6 protein-coding genes are annotated in these 17,798 nt (G+C 35.7%); all 6 read left to right on the forward strand.

Annotation, left to right across the window (positions count from 1 at the left end; genetic code table 11):
* Positions 1-6 precede the first annotated feature (6 nt).
* A complete protein-coding gene (locus C8N41_RS12405) occupies positions 7-4,080 on the forward strand; it encodes a T9SS type A sorting domain-containing protein (RefSeq protein WP_115839476.1) in 4,074 nt (1,357 codons plus the stop codon).
* 151 nt (positions 4,081-4,231) lie between these two features.
* Complete coding sequence (locus C8N41_RS12410; protein WP_115839477.1) at positions 4,232-12,070, forward strand: T9SS-dependent choice-of-anchor J family protein; 7,839 nt, start codon at positions 4,232-4,234, stop codon at positions 12,068-12,070.
* A 1,015-nt stretch (positions 12,071-13,085) separates the two neighbouring features.
* A complete protein-coding gene (locus C8N41_RS12415; RefSeq protein WP_115839478.1) occupies positions 13,086-14,624 on the forward strand; it encodes a YifB family Mg chelatase-like AAA ATPase in 1,539 nt (512 codons plus the stop codon).
* 88 nt (positions 14,625-14,712) lie between these two features.
* Positions 14,713-15,828, forward strand: coding sequence for a DUF2891 domain-containing protein (locus C8N41_RS12420; RefSeq protein ID WP_115839479.1), 1,116 nt, complete (start codon positions 14,713-14,715; stop codon positions 15,826-15,828).
* Entirely contained in the window at positions 15,825-17,051 is a 1,227-nt protein-coding gene (locus C8N41_RS12425; RefSeq protein ID WP_115839480.1) for an Nramp family divalent metal transporter, read from the forward strand. Before C8N41_RS12420 ends, C8N41_RS12425 begins: the two co-directional genes overlap by 4 nt.
* Before the next feature lie 3 nt (positions 17,052-17,054).
* Positions 17,055-17,798, forward strand: a complete 744-nt coding sequence (pxpA, locus tag C8N41_RS12430; protein WP_092447474.1) for a 5-oxoprolinase subunit PxpA — start codon at positions 17,055-17,057, stop codon at positions 17,796-17,798.

A 17,798-nucleotide genomic window follows, 5' to 3' on the forward strand; every position in this document is an offset into this window, starting at 1 on the left:
CTAATTATGAAATTAAAATTACCTCTAATGTTGCTTATGCTGCTTGGCCTAGTTCGCTTAGGTTATGCAAATAATGACAAGTACAGGCTTATTCTTTTAGATGATCCTGCTACAACAATAACAGTAGCTTGGAATCAAATCTCAGGTTCTAATGCTTCTGTGTATTACGATACTGTAGATCATGGTACTGATTTTAACGCTTATACTTTTAATAAAACGGTAGACAGAGAAACGTCGGCAAAAGGAATGACTAATCAATTTGCAAGATTGTCTGGTTTGCTACCAAATACTATTTATTACTTTTTAATCCATGATAGTGAAGGTGTGAGTCAGCAATTTTGGTTTAAAACAGCACCAGATGACGATAGTCGATTGTTTTTCATTGCCGGAGGTGATTCTAGAAATAACAGAACACCACGACAGAATGCTAATAAATTAGTAAGTAAACTAAAACCACATGCTGTATTATTTGGTGGTGATATGACCAATGCCGATAGTAATTCGGAATGGCAAGATTGGTTTGACGATTGGCAACTCACCACAGCTGCAGATGGACGAATGTTTCCTATCGTACCAGCTAGAGGTAATCATGAAAACACATCTTCTATCTACGATCTTTTTGATACACCCAATGCCGATTCATATTACGCCATGACCTGGGGAAATAACATGATAAGAACCTATACGCTTAATTCTGAAATTTCAGTACTTGGAGATCAGTTAACGTGGTTAGAAAACGATTTAAATACGGCTTCAGATTTAACATGGAAAATGGTGCAATATCACAAGCCAATGCGTCCACATACCTCTGGAAAATCTGAAGGAAATGCACAATATGGTGCTTGGGCACAATTGTTTTATGATCAACAAGTAAGATTGGTTGTCGATTGTGATTCGCACATGTCTAAAACTACATGGCCAATAAAACCATCGTCAGATCCTGGAAATGACGAAGGTTTTGTAATTGAAGAACAAGGCGGTACGGTTTACACAGGCGAGGGATGTTGGGGAGCACCATTAAGAAATAATGATGACGATAAGAGCTGGACAAGAAATTCAGGGTCTTTCAATCAATTTAAATTGGTCTTTGTAGATACCGAAAAAATTGAATTACGTACCATAGACGTCAATAATGCCGATGAAGTTGCTGAAGGGAGTAATACAGATCCTTTTACTTTGCCAGACGCCTTAAATATCTTTTCGCCAGAAACTGGGAGTGTCGTTACTATTTCTAATGCTAATCTTACCGATAATCCTTGTCCTGTTATCGGTACAACTTGTGATGATGGAGATGCTTCAACATTATATGATGAAGCCAATGGTTTTTGTAATTGTGAAGGTGTGCCAGATTTTGAATTGGTTGAAGAAACTATTGCAGTACAAAACAGTAGTGATGATGCTGAAGAAGAAATAGCATCCGGTCTAGTGCACACTGCAAGTGCCGATTTAGAATTAATACATGATAACGGAGATCAGTTAGTTGGTATTCGTTTTGAAAATGTGCAAATACCTCAAGGTGCTACCTTATACCGATCTTATATTCAGTTTCAAACAGCTGAAGTAAATACGGAAAATGATGCAGCTCAAATTATTATAAATGGTGAATTAGCGGTTTCAAGTGCTACATTTACGTCGAATACTAATGATATTTCACTTCGACCTTTAACGGCAAATGCAATCAATTGGAACGGTATTGCAGAATGGGAAACAGTAGGTGAAGTGGGTTTAAACCAACGTACACCATACTTAAACAATGTTATTTATGAAGTCATTTCTCAAAACGGTTGGGAAGCAGGGAATGCCATGACTTTTATTTTATCGGGTTCAGGATTAAGAATCGCGGAATCTTTTGATGGCATTGCAGCACCAGAATTAAAGTTATTTTACAAATTACCTTGTGAAGATGCTGGTACAGCTTGTGATGATGGTAATCCTAATACCATTTTAGATTTTGAAGATGGAGACTGTAACTGTATCGGAGTTGAAGAGTCTGCGACCTTAACGTTTCAAGTTAACCATCCAGATGACGATGCTGAACAAGCTGAAACGGGAGGAGCTATGTACACCGATAGTTCCGATTTAGAATTGGTTTACGATGCTTATGCGGATCAATTCAACCAAACCGTAGGTATGCGCTTTAATGGTGTTACTATTCCTCAAGGTGCTGTAATTTTAGATGCGGCAATTCAATTTACAACAGATGAGGTGAATACGCAATCGACCAACTTAGTAATAAGAGGAGAAAAAGCGATTAATAGCTCAACATTTACAACAGATCCATTCAATATTTCATCCAGAGTGCAAACAGATGCAGTAGTAACATGGAGCGATGTTCCGGCATGGGAAACGGTTGGTGAAGCTGGTGATAACCAGAAAACTCCAAGTTTAAGAACTATTGTTCAAGAAATTGTAGACCAACAAGATTGGCCATCATATAGCGCTATGTCATTTTTTATTACAGGTTCTGGTGAAAGAACAGCTGAGTCGTATAACGGTGATTCTGATGCCGCACCCCAATTAATTATAACGTATACCTTATCGGAAAACGAATGTCCTGCGTATGGCACACCATGTGATGATGGAGATGTTAATACCATTAATGATGAAGAAGATGGCTTCTGTAATTGTACAGGTGTGCCAAATGATGTGGTAGAAGATGTTAAAGAGGTTCTTAATTCTAGTGATGATGCAGAAGAGGAAGTTGGTTCAGGACTTGTTTTTACACAAAGTTCAGATTTAGAATTGGTTCATGATGATGACGATCAGGTTATTGGATTGCGATTTGAAAATGTTCAAATACCTGAAGGTGCTACTTTACATCGAGCTTTTCTTCAGTTTCAAACCGATGAAACTAGTGCTGAAACAGATATTACTAACCTAGTTATAAATGGAGAATTAGCAGCGGAAAGTGCAACGTTTACAGACGGCTTAAATGATATTACGTCTAGAGTATTGACTTTGAGTTCTGTAAATTGGGACAATGTTGCTATGTGGAACACTACAGGAGAAGCTAGTATTAATCAGCGTTCGCCTTATGTTACTCATATTGTTGAAGAAATTATTGCTCAAGAAGATTGGTTAAGTGGCAATGCGTTAACATTTATAATTTCAGGTTCAGGGAAGCGTGTGGCGGAATCGTTTGATGGATCTGCAGCACCAATCTTAAAATTATACTATCAGACCCCTTGTGAACCTTATGGAACCGCTTGCGATGATGGTAATTCTGATACGTTTTTTGATGTAGAAGATGGCAATTGTAATTGTGCAGGGATCTTAGAATCAGGAACTTTAACTTATGCTGTAAATAGATCTAATAATGATGCAGAAGAGGAAGTGGCAACTGGAGAAATGGATTTAGGAAGTTCTGATTTAGAACTTGTTGATGAAAGTGGATCAACCAATCAACTTGTGGGTGTAAGATTTACTGATATTCAATTGCCAGCCGATGCTATTATTAGTAATGCTTATATTCAATTTACGGTAGATGATGATAATACAGATCCTACAAGTGTGGCGATTAGAGCAGAAGCAAGTGCGAATTCAGTTGAGTTTTCATCCGCAGATTTTGATATTTCATCAAGAACACTTGGTAACAATGTAGTGAGTTGGAACGATATACCTGCTTGGGAAACTGAACATATAGGAGATGCTGGTGTCAATCAGCAAACACCAAATATCGCTTCTTTAGTGGAAGAGGTTTTAGCGCAAGAAGATTGGACGATGTTTAATGCGATGACCTTTGTAATCAACGGAAGCGGAGAGCGTGAAGCAGAATCTTTTGATGGTTCTGCAGCACCGCAATTGGTAATTGAATATTCACTTTCTAGTTTATCTGTAAATGATGAAAATTTAGAAAAAGCGATAAGACTATATCCTAATCCAACAACTGATCTATTGCATATTGAAACGACTTTTAGTATTGATACATTGATTATTTACGATCTCAATGGTCGACGAATACAAACGTTAAAAATCAATAATACAGAATCCATAGATGTTAGCGATTTATCTAAAGGAGTGTACTTTTTAGAAATTCAATCTGGTAACACTAAAGCTGTTAAACGGTTTATTAAGAGTTAATTAGTAAATCTAGCCATAATTAAAACCTTTCAATTTTAGTATTGAAAGGTTTTTTTGTTATATATTTTAGCATTTATTTAACAGTTTTACGACTTTGGCAGTAGTGCTGTCGTATCAATGTGTGCTCTAATTGACCTATTAAACCAACCAAATGAAGTTTTACCAATCCCTTTTTACAATACTTTTATGTATTGCAGTAACATCATTGTCATTTTCTCAAAATGTAACCATTCCTGATGCCAATTTTAAAACCGCACTTTTAAATCATGATCCTGTTATTGATACTAATAGCGATGGTGAAATTCAGGTCGCCGAGGCTGAGGCTTATGCAGGAAGTTTAAATCTGGCATCATCTGATATCGCAGAACTTACAGGTATTGAGAGTTTTCTATCTATTACAGCGTTAAATTGCAGTAATAATGAAATTGCAGCAGTTGATTTAACTCAAAATATTGCTTTAGAAAAAATAGAAATTGCAGCCAATGCGTTGAGTGTTTTAGATATTTCTCAGAATAGTAATTTAAAGGAATTGGCTTGTAATGGTAATGATCTTGTTGAACTTTATACCGCATCAAATGTAAATTTAGAGGTTTTAAATGTTTCGGCGAATTCCATTAGTGATTTAGAAATCGCTTCTAATACAGCGCTAAAATCAATTGAAATAAATTTAAATCCTATTGAAAATATAGACATTTCGAATAATGTCAACCTCGAGTTATTTAGTGCCACCTATTGTTATAATTTAAATACCGTTGATTTTTCAAATAATAACACACTCGAAAATATTTTATTATGGTATACTAATCAGGAGGAGATTGATGTATCTAATATGCCTAATTTAAGTAGCTTGTATCTGCGTAGTTTAAATTTAACGAGTTTAGATGTTTCAAATAACCCTAACTTATATAGTTTATATGTCACGGATAATAATATTTCAGAGTTAGATGTCAGTTTTAATAGCAGTTTAGCGTATTTATCACTTGATGGATTATATGTGTCAACAGTAGATGTTTCTAATAATCCTAACCTAGAATGGTTAGATCTTAGTGGGTTTTTATTAGAAACTGTAAATGCTAAAAATGGGAACAATACAATTTTCACCTATTTCAATATAGATAATGCCTCCTCATTAGGTACTATTTGTGTGGATGATGTGACCTATGCCAATGCTAATTTCACAAAACCATCTACGAGTTATTTTTCAGAAATTTGTAGTCCTGATGATTGCGATAGTGCAGCCATAAATTATACACAAGGTTTTGAAACTACAATACAACCTTTTATAGAAGTGTGCTGGCGAAAATATCCGCTTAACTCCACAAATTATAATTATGTTAAAACGGTTAGCGCAGCTTATACGGGTAATAATTCCGTTGGTATGCGCTCAATTTCTAGTGGTGATGCGCTACTTATTACTCCAGAACTTATAGGTTTTGACCCAAATAAGCGGGTGTCGTTTTGGTTGTATTCTCCCGAAAATAGTAGTCTTAACGTTGGTACAATACCAAACCCTGATGATATTACAACCTTTGAACCTTATAGAACTATTACCATAAATGATGGTGGTGGCAATCAATGGAGACATATCGATGTGGATTTCGAAAATTATACAGGAAATGCCAATCATGTAGCATTTAAATTAAGCGGCAATTATTCCTTTGCTTATATAGACGATTTTGTATACCAAGATTCTCCAAGTTGTATAACACCTATAGACACTGAAGTAATTACGTATGCTAATGAAGCCTCAATCGATTGGTTAAGTATGGGTAGTGCTACAAGTTGGGATATAGAATATGGTCCAGAGGATTTTACTCCTGGTTCCGGTACACTTATCAATACCACGTCTAAACCTTATATAATAGAAGGATTAGATTCTAATACGGTGTATGATTTCTTTATACGATCGCGTTGTTCTGGTAGCGATGCAAGTGACTGGTCATTTGTCAATGAATTTACAACCTTATGTCCTGCACTTATTGCAGATTATACTTATAATTTTGAAGATGGTTATAGTGGCGAATTCTATAGTTGTTGGGAAACTTTAGGAAGCGGTTTTTTAACACAAGACGGAAATACATCAGCATCAACAGGTGCTATTAAAATTTCAAATTACAATGAAGGCGCTGTAGTTACTCCTGAATTATATGAACTAAATAGTTCTAAGCGTATAAAATTTTGGTTAAAAAATGAAGAAGGAGATTCCGACCTCGTAATCGGGACGCTTGCAGTTCAAAATGATTTATCCACATTTACACCATATCAAACAATTTCCTCTTCCGATATGGAGGAAGGAATTTGGGAACAAATCATTATAGATTTTGAAAATTATACAGGAAATGATCGTTTCGTTGGGTTTAAACAAGTACAAATAGATACTTATACAAATTTCTTTATCGATGAATTTGTATACCAAAGCACACCAGATTGTATAGAACCACAGAACTTCCATCTTACAGCACTAACAGATACTACAGCAGATTTACTATGGACAAACACAAATGGCGTAACCGATTGGGAAATACAATACGGTGCACTTAATTTTGAATTGGGTTCTGGTACTATAATCAGCGGAACAGGCGATAATACTACGATAAATAACCTTTACCCAGATTCATCTTACGATATTTATATCCGATCAAATTGTGGCGGAGGTAGTTATAGTGATTGGTTTAAACTTCAAAATATTCACACAGATTGTGGGCCATTTTATGATTCATATACTCAGAATTTTGACGATAGTGAATTTGCCAATTGTTGGTCGAGATTACCTGGTGTAGATCCAGAGGTGTACAATACAAATATTGTAGATGTATCTTATTCATACCCACTTGGAGGTAGTGGAAAAACCATTAAATTCAATGATTACCAGCAAAATGGTGAGCTCTTTTTAGTGTCACCAGAATTTAGTGATTTAAGTAATGGTAATAAGCGTATAAAGTTTTGGCTACACCCTAGGTATAATAATGCAAATATGGTGGTTGGTACAATGACCGACCCAACCGATGCAAATACCTTCACAGTTAAAGAAACCATTGCCTATACTGATATGACTTATAGGGATTGGAAACAGTTTACAATCAACTTCGATGATTATTCAGGGTCGGATACCTATATCGCATTCAATATGCAAATTGAAGAAGAGCCAATAGGAGGGACGTCAATCATTTATTTAGATCGTTTTGAGTATTCAGATGTTCCAACTTGTCAAACTCCAATAGACTTTACTAATACAGGGATTTCAAATGGTGAAATTGAATTGTCTTGGAACGATAACAATAATGCCTCACAATGGGAAATTCTATATGGTGAAGAGGGCTTCTGGTATGATGATGGTACGGTTATTCAGGTAGATTCTAATCCTTTTAGTGTTTCAGACTTGCCAACAGAAACCGTGTACGATTTTTACGTCAGAGCTGTTTGTGATGCTAACAATAGTAGCGATTGGTCAGAAAAAATTACGGTAGATATTGGTTGTGGACAGTCGTATACAACAGGTTATACCTATGATTTTAATAGTTCTACCTTAGATGCGTGTTGGATGGCCTATGAATATTCGTCTAACAGTTACACGACTAGTTTTGAAATGGTTATCGATAATAATTTTGGTGACGATGGTTATTCAGCATATATGGAAGATACCAGCGCATATTCCAGTTATGGTGTTATGATGGTGTCACCTTTATTTACCGATTTGTCTAACGATAAAAAAATAGAATTTTACATCAGTAATTACGATGGTGGATTAAAAGTTGGGACAATCACCAATCCAGAAGATTATTCAACCTTTGAAACTTTAGAAACTATAGAAGGCAGTGTAGAAGGGAATGTATGGGAGAAGCGTACCGTGTATTTGAATGACTATAACGGAACGGATGAATATATCGCCTTTAAATACCAAAGATCTGTTTCTAATTATGGCAGCCAGGTGGTTATTGATGATTTTTCTTATTTGCAATCGGTGTTGTGTGAGATTCCTACAGGTTTAACCGTAGAGCAAGTGTATGATAATAGTGTAGAGCTAAGTTGGGTTGCTGGCGAATCGGATATAGAATGGGATCTCGAGTTTGAACGACTTGGTACTTATAATTCTGAAGAAACGATTACGGTTACCTCAAATAATTTTACATTAGAAAATCTGCTTGAAGGCACTGAATACGGCATTAGAGTTAGAGCTAAATGCGATGAAGAAAGCTTGTATTCAGATTGGTCAGAAGTCATTACATTTTTTACTACCTGTATGCCAGTAGAGGATTATTACTTTGAGTCTTTTGAATTTGAGAATGCAATTAGTCCATGTTGGACAAAAATCGTAGAAACGGATAATACCATTATTAATATTTATGCCGTAGATGATTTTACTGTTAGTTATAATGGTGTAAACAGAACTTTATATCCACATAGTGGTAATCAGTTTATTCAATTTTCTAATAGTTTTGATAATGCAGGAGGAGGAGCCGATAATCTAATGTTGGTTTCAAGAGAAATTTTAGATATAGATAATGACAAGAGAATTCGACTTCAGTTAGTATCTCGTCAAGGGAGTTCAGGTTCTAATTACAACCAATCGAACTTGCATATCGGTACCATGTCAGATCCAAATGATAGTAGCACTTTTACTTTGGTGCAAACCATCACACCAGCCGAAATGAATGAATACAAAAGCTATGAAGAAGACGTGGTAGCTTGGAAAGAACATACCATCTATTTTAATAACTATTCGGGCACGGATCATTATATAGCTATTAAGCATGGAGACGAATTTGTTGGAAGTGAGTTTTTTGTAGATGATTTTGTTTATGAAGCTATTCCAGATTGTACAGAGCCACTTTATCCTAAGGTTTTAGACGAACGTTATGATGCTGTAGACGTAAGTTGGGAGTCTTATGAAAATTCAAACCCTACATCATGGGAGATTGAATACGGGTTTTCTGGTTTTGAAATTGGAACCGGAACTGTTATGACGGCAAATGATAGTTCTTTTGCTACGATTGCAAATCTTATGGAAGATACAGCTTATGACTTTTATATACGAGCAAATTGTGGATCAGGTTATAGTGACTGGTCGGTTAAGCAAGTGTTTACAACAAAATGTGCAGGATTCGAGGTCGGCTATCAAGAAGGTTTCGAAAATCATCCAACTGGCTTTTTAGAGCATTGTTGGACAGGATTATTGCCACAGGTAGGATCGTCTTATTGGGATGAAATAGGGCAGATAAGAGTGTATAATAATAGTGCATATAATACGCCAGATGCGCATACTGGTGAGCAAGCAATTTGGTTTATGAATGAAACAAACCATCCATTACACGATGAGGTTTCAGAACAAAGCATTTTAGTATCACCAAGGCTCATTGATTTAGATAATTACAAAAGAGTTTCGTTTTGGATGTATCCGATTTCTAGTGCTTATGCAACACCAACCGAGATTGTTATTGGTACCATGACAGATCCAGATGATTATACCACATTTACACCGTATTATACCATTACAAATGCTGCTGAGAATGAAGATACTTGGACGCAATATGAAATCGATTTGTCAAATCTCTATTTAGAGGATGAATATATAGGAATAAGGCAAGCCGCTATTAATGAGCGTCAAGTTATTCTTTTTGATGATTTTGAATATAAGGAAGCTGATTGTGTAACGCCAACTAATTTAGAGGCTACGCAAACAGGAAATGGAGACATCACGCTAGCATGGCAAGATAATAATACACAGCAGGCACCTCAACTTTGGGAAATTGAATACGGTTCTATAGGTTTTGAAACAGGAAGTGGAACCCTTGTGGAAGCCGATTCAAACCCTTTTATTATCAGTAATTTGCCGTCCTTTTCAGATTACGAATATCGCGTTAGGGCTTACTGTAGTGAAGCCTTTGGGTATAGTGACTGGAGTGTGCCTTATGCATTTACGATGACTTGTGCTGTACAAGCTCCTTTTTATGAGAATTTTGATCAGTATGATGCAGAATATCAATATGCGTACAATCAAAATATTCCTAATTTCTGTTGGACCAGAAATGATAAGCAAGTGTCAGGAATTTACGATACAGAGAGTCTTGTGGTGAGTCCAAGCTCATCACCCAATGTTGGTTTTATAAACTATTATGACTCAGAAACCTCACCGTTACCTGGTGTTATGGTATCTCCTTATTTATCGGATTTTGATGCGAATAAAATTCTGAAAATTTGGGTAAGAAATGAAACTACGGGATCTACTTATAATCAATCCGGAATTATTATCGGAACCATGACAAATCCATTGGATAGTGAAACGTTTGTGCCGTTTACAACCATTTGGGCCGATGAGATTCCATTATTTGGAAAGGAATTTCTAATCGATTTTGCAACTTATACAGGAGATGCACGCCATATCGCCATAAAGCATAATGAAGAAAATGATTATTCTCTAGTGATGTTTGATGATATAGAGTATAAAGAACGACCATCTTGTCTGGAGCCTATTAGTGTTGATTTTATGTCTGTTTCAGATACAAGTGTTTCATTGGTATGGGAGAACACTGATGCTGGTGCTACTTTTGATGTTGAATACGGAGTCTTAGGGTTTACACCTGGTACAGGAATATTAGTAAATACCGACACCAATGGCGTTAGTATTAATGGGTTGGAAGTAGAAACTTCTTATGAATTCTATGTAAGAACCAATTGTGGTATATCGGGAGTTAGCGAGTGGGTTGGTCCTATAAATGCCACTACGGCCTGTAGTGTAGAGAGCATTCCATGGGTAGAAAATTTTGATACCATGGAGACATATGGTCAAGGGATTTTACCTAATTGCTTTCAACATGATGATGTTTGGGTGTCTAGTAATACTAATCTTAGTGACTATCAGGTTGGAGATGGGGATTCTAGTTACCTTTATGCTGTATTTGATGAATATGGTATAGAGGCTTATATGATAACTCCGTTGTTTAGTATGGAAGCAGGAAGAACCTATACTTTGTCCTTCAAAATAAGAAAAGAACAAGGAGATTATAGCTTTCAGAGTGTTAAGGTGTGGACAGGCCAGGGAAATGCAACAGAAGCCTTAGATAATTATATCAATTATTTTTCAGAATTTAGTTTCGGATTCTATAATTATCACACTATTGAAACCACTTTTACACCAATTCTAGATGGTGATTATTCGTTTTTATTAGATTTTGGTTATTCTTCTATTATTCGTACAATTTCGGTTGATTCGTTTAGTTTAGAAGGCGAATATGAAGAGCGTGTAGCGCTAGAAAACGGGGAGGTTTTAACCTATGATTTCAGTGTTGAAGATATAGACGCTTTAATTTTAGAAGAAACAGAGAATACGCAATGTAGATTAACTAGTGATGGAGGAGAAGACGTATTAATGATGGCAGGAGGTCAAGATACAACCGCCTGGTATAATTCTGGAGATTCAGATTTAAATTGGATTGAAAATCAAAACTTTATTTCTAAGGTAAATTTTGAAGTGGATGCCTCTGCTGTTTCGGAATTATTCATGAATTTCGATTTAAGACAAACATTCTTAACCTCTAATTCGGAATCCGTATTTAGAATTGTGGTTAATGGAGACGTATTAGAGGTTTTTCTGGCCGACAACGCCACGGATTACCAAAATGTTGAGGTTGATCTTTCTAGTTATGCTGGTAATAGTTTAAGAGTGTCGTTGCAGCACCTTGGTAAAAATAGAGATGATAGAGCTTATTTAGATAATTTATCATTTGGGGAAGAAAGTAGCTTGAGTGTTCAGGAGTATTTGTTTTCAGAATTTGTATTTCGACCGAATCCTGTAAAACATAATTTATTTATCTCTAATGCCACAACGATTGATAGTGTAACCATATTTGATGTCACAGGAAGACAATTACAAACCATTAATATTAATGCTAATAATGCAACACTCGATATGGCTTATTTGCCATCAGCCATGTATTTTGTTGAGGTCGAAATAGGTGAGCATACTAAAATTATAAAGGTCTTAAAAGATTAAATAACCAGAGTGATGGGTTACTTTAATTGGTAACCCGTTTTTTTATTGAAATTTATCGAACCATTTTATAAGCTACCAAAGCGAGCAAATAAACATAGGCAAGGTGGATTGGTAATAAATAAGACTTTAATGAAACTAGAAGAAACTCTTCTTGCGTTTTTGATAAGAGAGTGAGGTTATTAACAATTACATTAAAAATAAATCTTATAATATATCAAGTTATATACGCATTAACGCTAGGAATTATTAAATTGAAAAATGTTTTAGATAAATATTTGAATGTTAACAGAAAGCCTGAGATAAAAAATATAAAACTTTTTTTATCTTCCCTTAAGATATATATTTGTACTGATAATACGAATATCGTAGAGATTCATTACAAATAATAGTAAAATAAAAACGCCAATGCTACTAACATTGACGTTTAATTAAGGAGATTAGGTTTTGGAAGCCTAATCAGAAATCAAGTATAACCTTATCAATAACTTTGGACATCATTGATGTTTATAGGCTATCTTTAAAATCCTTTTCCTTTCATTATGAAGCACTCGAAATGAGTGCTTTTCCTTTTTGTAAAATTAATCTAAACCTATTATATACGAGAGGTAATTATATATACATTGTCAACAAGTTCTTAACAAATTTGTTGAATGTTTTTTAAACTGTATTTAGGTTAAGTGATTGTCGTTCAGTTTTTTATAAGTTTATTTTAATGTTAAAATTGTAGGTTTTATCTCGTTAAATACCAGGGTAGTTACTGTGTTTATTGATTTTATGCATATTTCGTGTTTCTTGCTATATAATTTGAACAAGAGCGTTGTTAAGACTCTTTTTTTTTCTATGAAAGTATGGGATTTTTTAAATCTGTTAAAGGATGGTAGTAAGTTACAGTTGTGTGATTCTAAAGTTTCGAGCATTAAATTATGCTATAAATAATATGAAAGCCTTTCAATATTAAATTTGAAAGGTTTTTTTATTGCCTTGGTTTTCTTACATTTAGAAAAACTAATCATTCATGCTTAAAAAAGTTTTCGCAAGTGCTGTCTTCGGTGTAGAGGCTTCGACCATAACTGTTGAAGTAAATGTTGATAAAGGAGTGGGTTATCATTTAGTGGGACTTCCTGATAATGCTATTAAAGAAAGTAACTACAGAATAGCAGCTGCCCTTCAAAATAACGGTTACCGAATTCCAGGAAAAAAGATTACGATTAATATGGCACCTGCCGATTTACGAAAAGAAGGCTCGGCTTATGATTTAACCTTAGCTATTGGGATTTTAGCAGCATCTAATCAAATTAAAGCGGAAAATTTAGAGGATTACCTCATTATGGGGGAATTGTCCTTAGACGGCAGCTTACAGCCTTTTAAAGGTGCTTTGCCAATTGCTGTAAAAGCGCGAGAAGAAGGGTTTAAAAATATCATTCTACCCATTCAAAATAGTAAAGAAGCGGCTATTGTAGATAATATCAAAGTTTTTGGAGTTGAGAACATCATGCAAGTCATTAATCACTTTGAAAATGGTGAATCATTAGAGCAAACCATCATCAATACACGAGAGGAATTTTATAAAAGTTTGGATTTTCCAGAGTTTGATTTCGCTGATGTCAAAGGTCAGGAGTCCATAAAACGTTGTATGGAAATTGCTGCAGCTGGTGGTCATAATATTATTCTTATTGGTCCCCCAGGTTCAGGGAAAACCATGTTAGCAAAGCGATTACCGAGTATTTTGCCACCTATGACTTTACATGAAGCCTTAGAAACGACTAAAATTCATTCTGTTGTGGGTCGCGTAAAGGCACATACTGGACTCATGGCACAGCGTCCTTTTAGAAGTCCACACCACACCATATCAAATGTCGCGTTAGTCGGCGGAGGAAGTTATCCGCAACCTGGTGAAATATCCTTATCGCACAACGGAGTGTTGTTTTTAGATGAATTACCAGAGTTTAAACGTGAAGTCTTAGAGGTAATGCGTCAGCCTCTAGAAGATAGAGAAGTGACAATTTCTAGAGCAAAATTTACGGTAACGTACCCGTCGTCTTTTATGTTAGTGGCGAGTATGAATCCAAGTCCGAGTGGTTATTTTAACGATCCGGATGCTCCAATTACATCATCTCCTGCAGAAATGCAACGCTATATGGGTAAAATATCCGGACCGTTACTAGATCGTATTGATATTCATATTGAAGTGACTCCAGTGCCGTTTGAAAAACTATCTGATGAGCGTCAAGGAGAATCTTCTGTAGAGATTCGCAAGCGCGTGACTAAAGCTCGGGAAAAACAGACGCAACGATTTAAGGACTTGGAGCATATCCATTACAATGCGCAAATGAGTACAAAGCAAATCCGAAATTATTGTAAGTTAGATGACGCTTCTATGTCACTTTTAAAATCAGCAATGGAGCGTTTAAATTTATCGGCTAGAGCTTATGATAGAATTTTAAAAGTCGCCAGAACGATATCAGATTTAGAGGACTCAGAAGATATATTAGGTGCGCACATTAGCGAAGCTATTCAATATCGAAGCCTCGATCGCGATGGTTGGCTGGGATAGTTTTATTTAGTTTCTAAGTGGTTACTTTAAAGCAATTTGATTTGTTTGTTTTAAATTAAAAGTTTAATAACATATTTTTTAATAATACATGAGAAAACAAGTTGTATATGTGGCAGTTCTGCTTTTGTTTAATTGCGGAAATAATGAAGATAAAATAAATAAGACTTCTGGTAAATCGGATGCAGTTGTTGTTGAGGACGCTTTAGGTTTAAATGTAGAGCAAGCGAATCGCTTAGCGCAATTACCTATTAACTGCATCAACACAGAATATCCTAATAAGCTCAATCAAACTATTGGGAGTGCTTCCGATTTAAAAACACCTCAAGAATTGCATCCTGCATTTTACGGTTGCTTCGATTGGCATTCTGCCGTTCATGGGCATTGGAGTTTAGTGTCTTTGCTAAAGGAGTTTCCTGATTTAGATAATAGAGCGGAAATTGGTCAAAAATTACTTCAGAATATTTCGAAGGAAAACATAGCGCAAGAATTAGTCTATTTTGAAGGAGAATACAATTCGTCTTTTGAGCGTACTTATGGTTGGGCGTGGTTATTGAAGCTTGCTGAAGAATTGCACACGTGGGATAATCCTTTAGCGCGTAAACTGGAAGCTAATTTGCAACCGATGACGGATCTGATTGTTGGGAAGTATTTAGAATTTCTACCAAAATTAAATTATCCAATCAGAGTAGGAGAACATCCTAATACAGCGTTCGGACTAAGTTTTGCTTATGATTACGGAGAGGCTGTTGGGCATCAGAAATTAATGACTTTAATAGAAAAAAGAGCTAAGGATTTCTTTAAAAACGATCAGGATTGTCCAATAGAATGGGAGCCAAGTGGTTTTGATTTTTTGTCGCCTTGTTTAGAGGAAGCCGCCTTAATGAAGCGTGTGTTGTCTGTAAAAGAATTTAGAGTGTGGATTAATGACTTTATGCCAGAGCTTAGTAATGAAGGGTTTGAAATTGGAGTGGGAAAAGTATCTGATAGAACCGATGGTAAGTTGGTGCATTTGGATGGTGTTAATTTTTCAAGAGCTTGGAGTCTTAACTTTATAGCTAAAGATTTACCAGAATATAAACATCTTCAAAAATTAGCGAATAAGCATATTAACTATTCATTACCAAGTATTGTGGGTGATAGTTATGAAGGCGGACATTGGTTAGGGAGTTTTGCGATCTATGCGCTCAATTCAGGGAAAGAATGATTTTAAAATTCTTTAAAAATATAGGTCCAGGACCTTTAGTGGCTGCGGCTTTTATTGGTCCTGGGACGGTGACAGTTTGTACGTTGGCCGGAGTTAATTTTGGTTTCGCATTATTGTGGGCCATGGCCTTATCTATTTTCGCTACGGTAATATTACAGGAAATGGCAGCGCGATTAGGTATCGTGTCTCAAAAAGGCTTGTCTGAAATTATTAGGGAAGAAATTAAACATCCAATCGTAAAAGGTGTAGCTTTACTTTTAATTATTAGTGCTATCGTCATTGGGAATGCGGCTTATGAAGCCGGAAATATCAGTGGAGGTGCTTTAGGAATGGAGGCTATTGTTGGAAATGTGATTTGGGAAGTCGGTCAGTTGGATTTCAATATCATGAGTTTAATTATTGGTGCCATTGCTTTTGTGTTACTTTATATCGGAAATTATAAAGTTTTGGAAAAAACCTTTGTGTTTTTAGTGATTCTTATGAGTTTCGCGTTTATAACGACGGCAATTCTTACAAAGCCTAATTTTTTAGAAATCCTAACAGGCATCCTGGTTCCTGTGGCTCCAGAAGGTAGTATCTTAACGATTATTGCATTAATCGGGACCACAGTTGTGCTGTACAATCTCTTTTTGCATGCGTCTTTAGCGAAGACCAAATGGAAATCTAAAGATGATTTGCCATTAGCAAGGAAAGACACTATGGTTGCTGTGATTCTGGGCGGAACGGTGTCTATGTGTATTATCATTGCGGCATCAGCCATTCAAAAACAGCCTATTACTAATACATCGGATTTGGCTTTAGGATTAGAGCCTTTATTTGGGAGTTTTGCAAAATACTTTTTAGCCATCGGTTTGTTTGCCGCGGGAATTACGAGTGCGATTACGGCGCCTTTGGCTGCTGCATTTGTAGCTAGCGGATGTTTAGGATGGGAGCCAGATTTAAAATCTAAAAAGTTTAAAACAGTTTGGATGATTGTCGTGGTATTGGGAGTTGTGTTTTCTAGTAGTGGATTTAAATCTATTGAAATCATAAAGTTTGCTCAAGTCGCTAATGGTTTATTATTGCCTATTATTGCAGGATTTTTGTTGTGGATAATGAATAAATCATCCGTTTTAGGAGTTAATGTTAATTCGAAACTTCAAAATGTGTTAGGACTTATTATAGTCGTAATTACTATATTTTTAGGTCTGAAAGGTGTTTTAAGTGTATTTAATGCGATTTAAAAAATGAAAAATAAGTTACAAATAGATCTTAATGCAGATGTAGGAGAGGGTATAGGTAACGAGGCGGACCTTATGCCATTTTTGTCATCTTGTAATATAGCATGTGGTGGTCATGCAGGTGATTTGGAGAGCATGACCTCTATTGTAAAGCTTTCTATGCGTTATAAGGTGAAAATTGGCGCACATCCTTCGTTTCCAGATAAATTGAATTTTGGAAGAGCGCTTATGGAGCTTTCAGCTTCAGATTTATATACGAGCCTAAAAGATCAAATAAGTGCTTTGCAAACCGTTTTGCATCATGAAAATGCAGTTTTACATCATATAAAACCTCACGGAGCACTTTATAATTTAGCTGCTAAAGATGAAAAAATAGCAGGAGTGATTATTGAAGTCATTAAGAGTCTTTCCTCTTCAGTTAAATTATATGCGCCTTATAATTCTGTGATCGCTAAACGAGCAAAAAAAGACCATGTTGAAGTTGTGTTTGAAGCATTCGCAGATCGAAATTATAACGAAGATTTATCATTGGTTTCTCGAAAAAATAATGATGCTGTTTTACATGAAAAGGAGGCTGTTTTGAATCATGTTTTGAGCATGATAAAATATCAAAAAGTGACGTCCATAAGTGGAGTAGAAGTGCCACTAAAAGCATCAACATTTTGTGTGCATGGAGATACGGATAATGCCATTGAAATTTTAAAGTTTTTATCTGATAATTTAAAGAAAAATAATTTTCAAATTCAATAA

The organism is Winogradskyella sediminis, assembly GCF_003387355.1.
GTDB classification, from domain to species: domain Bacteria; phylum Bacteroidota; class Bacteroidia; order Flavobacteriales; family Flavobacteriaceae; genus Winogradskyella; species Winogradskyella sediminis.

What these genes read in the sequence shown, in the direction of transcription:
- C8N41_RS12405 (WP_115839476.1), top strand. Translation starts at nt 7, where the DNA reads ATGAAATTAAAATTACCTCTAATGTTGCTTATGCTGCTTGGCCTAGTT.
- C8N41_RS12410 (WP_115839477.1), top strand. Translation starts at nt 4,232, where the DNA reads ATGAAGTTTTACCAATCCCTTTTTACAATACTTTTATGTATTGCAGTA.
- C8N41_RS12415 (WP_115839478.1), top strand. Translation starts at nt 13,086, where the DNA reads ATGCTTAAAAAAGTTTTCGCAAGTGCTGTCTTCGGTGTAGAGGCTTCG.
- C8N41_RS12420 (WP_115839479.1), top strand. Translation starts at nt 14,713, where the DNA reads ATGAGAAAACAAGTTGTATATGTGGCAGTTCTGCTTTTGTTTAATTGC.
- C8N41_RS12425 (WP_115839480.1), top strand. Translation starts at nt 15,825, where the DNA reads ATGATTTTAAAATTCTTTAAAAATATAGGTCCAGGACCTTTAGTGGCT.
- pxpA (WP_092447474.1), top strand. Translation starts at nt 17,055, where the DNA reads ATGAAAAATAAGTTACAAATAGATCTTAATGCAGATGTAGGAGAGGGT.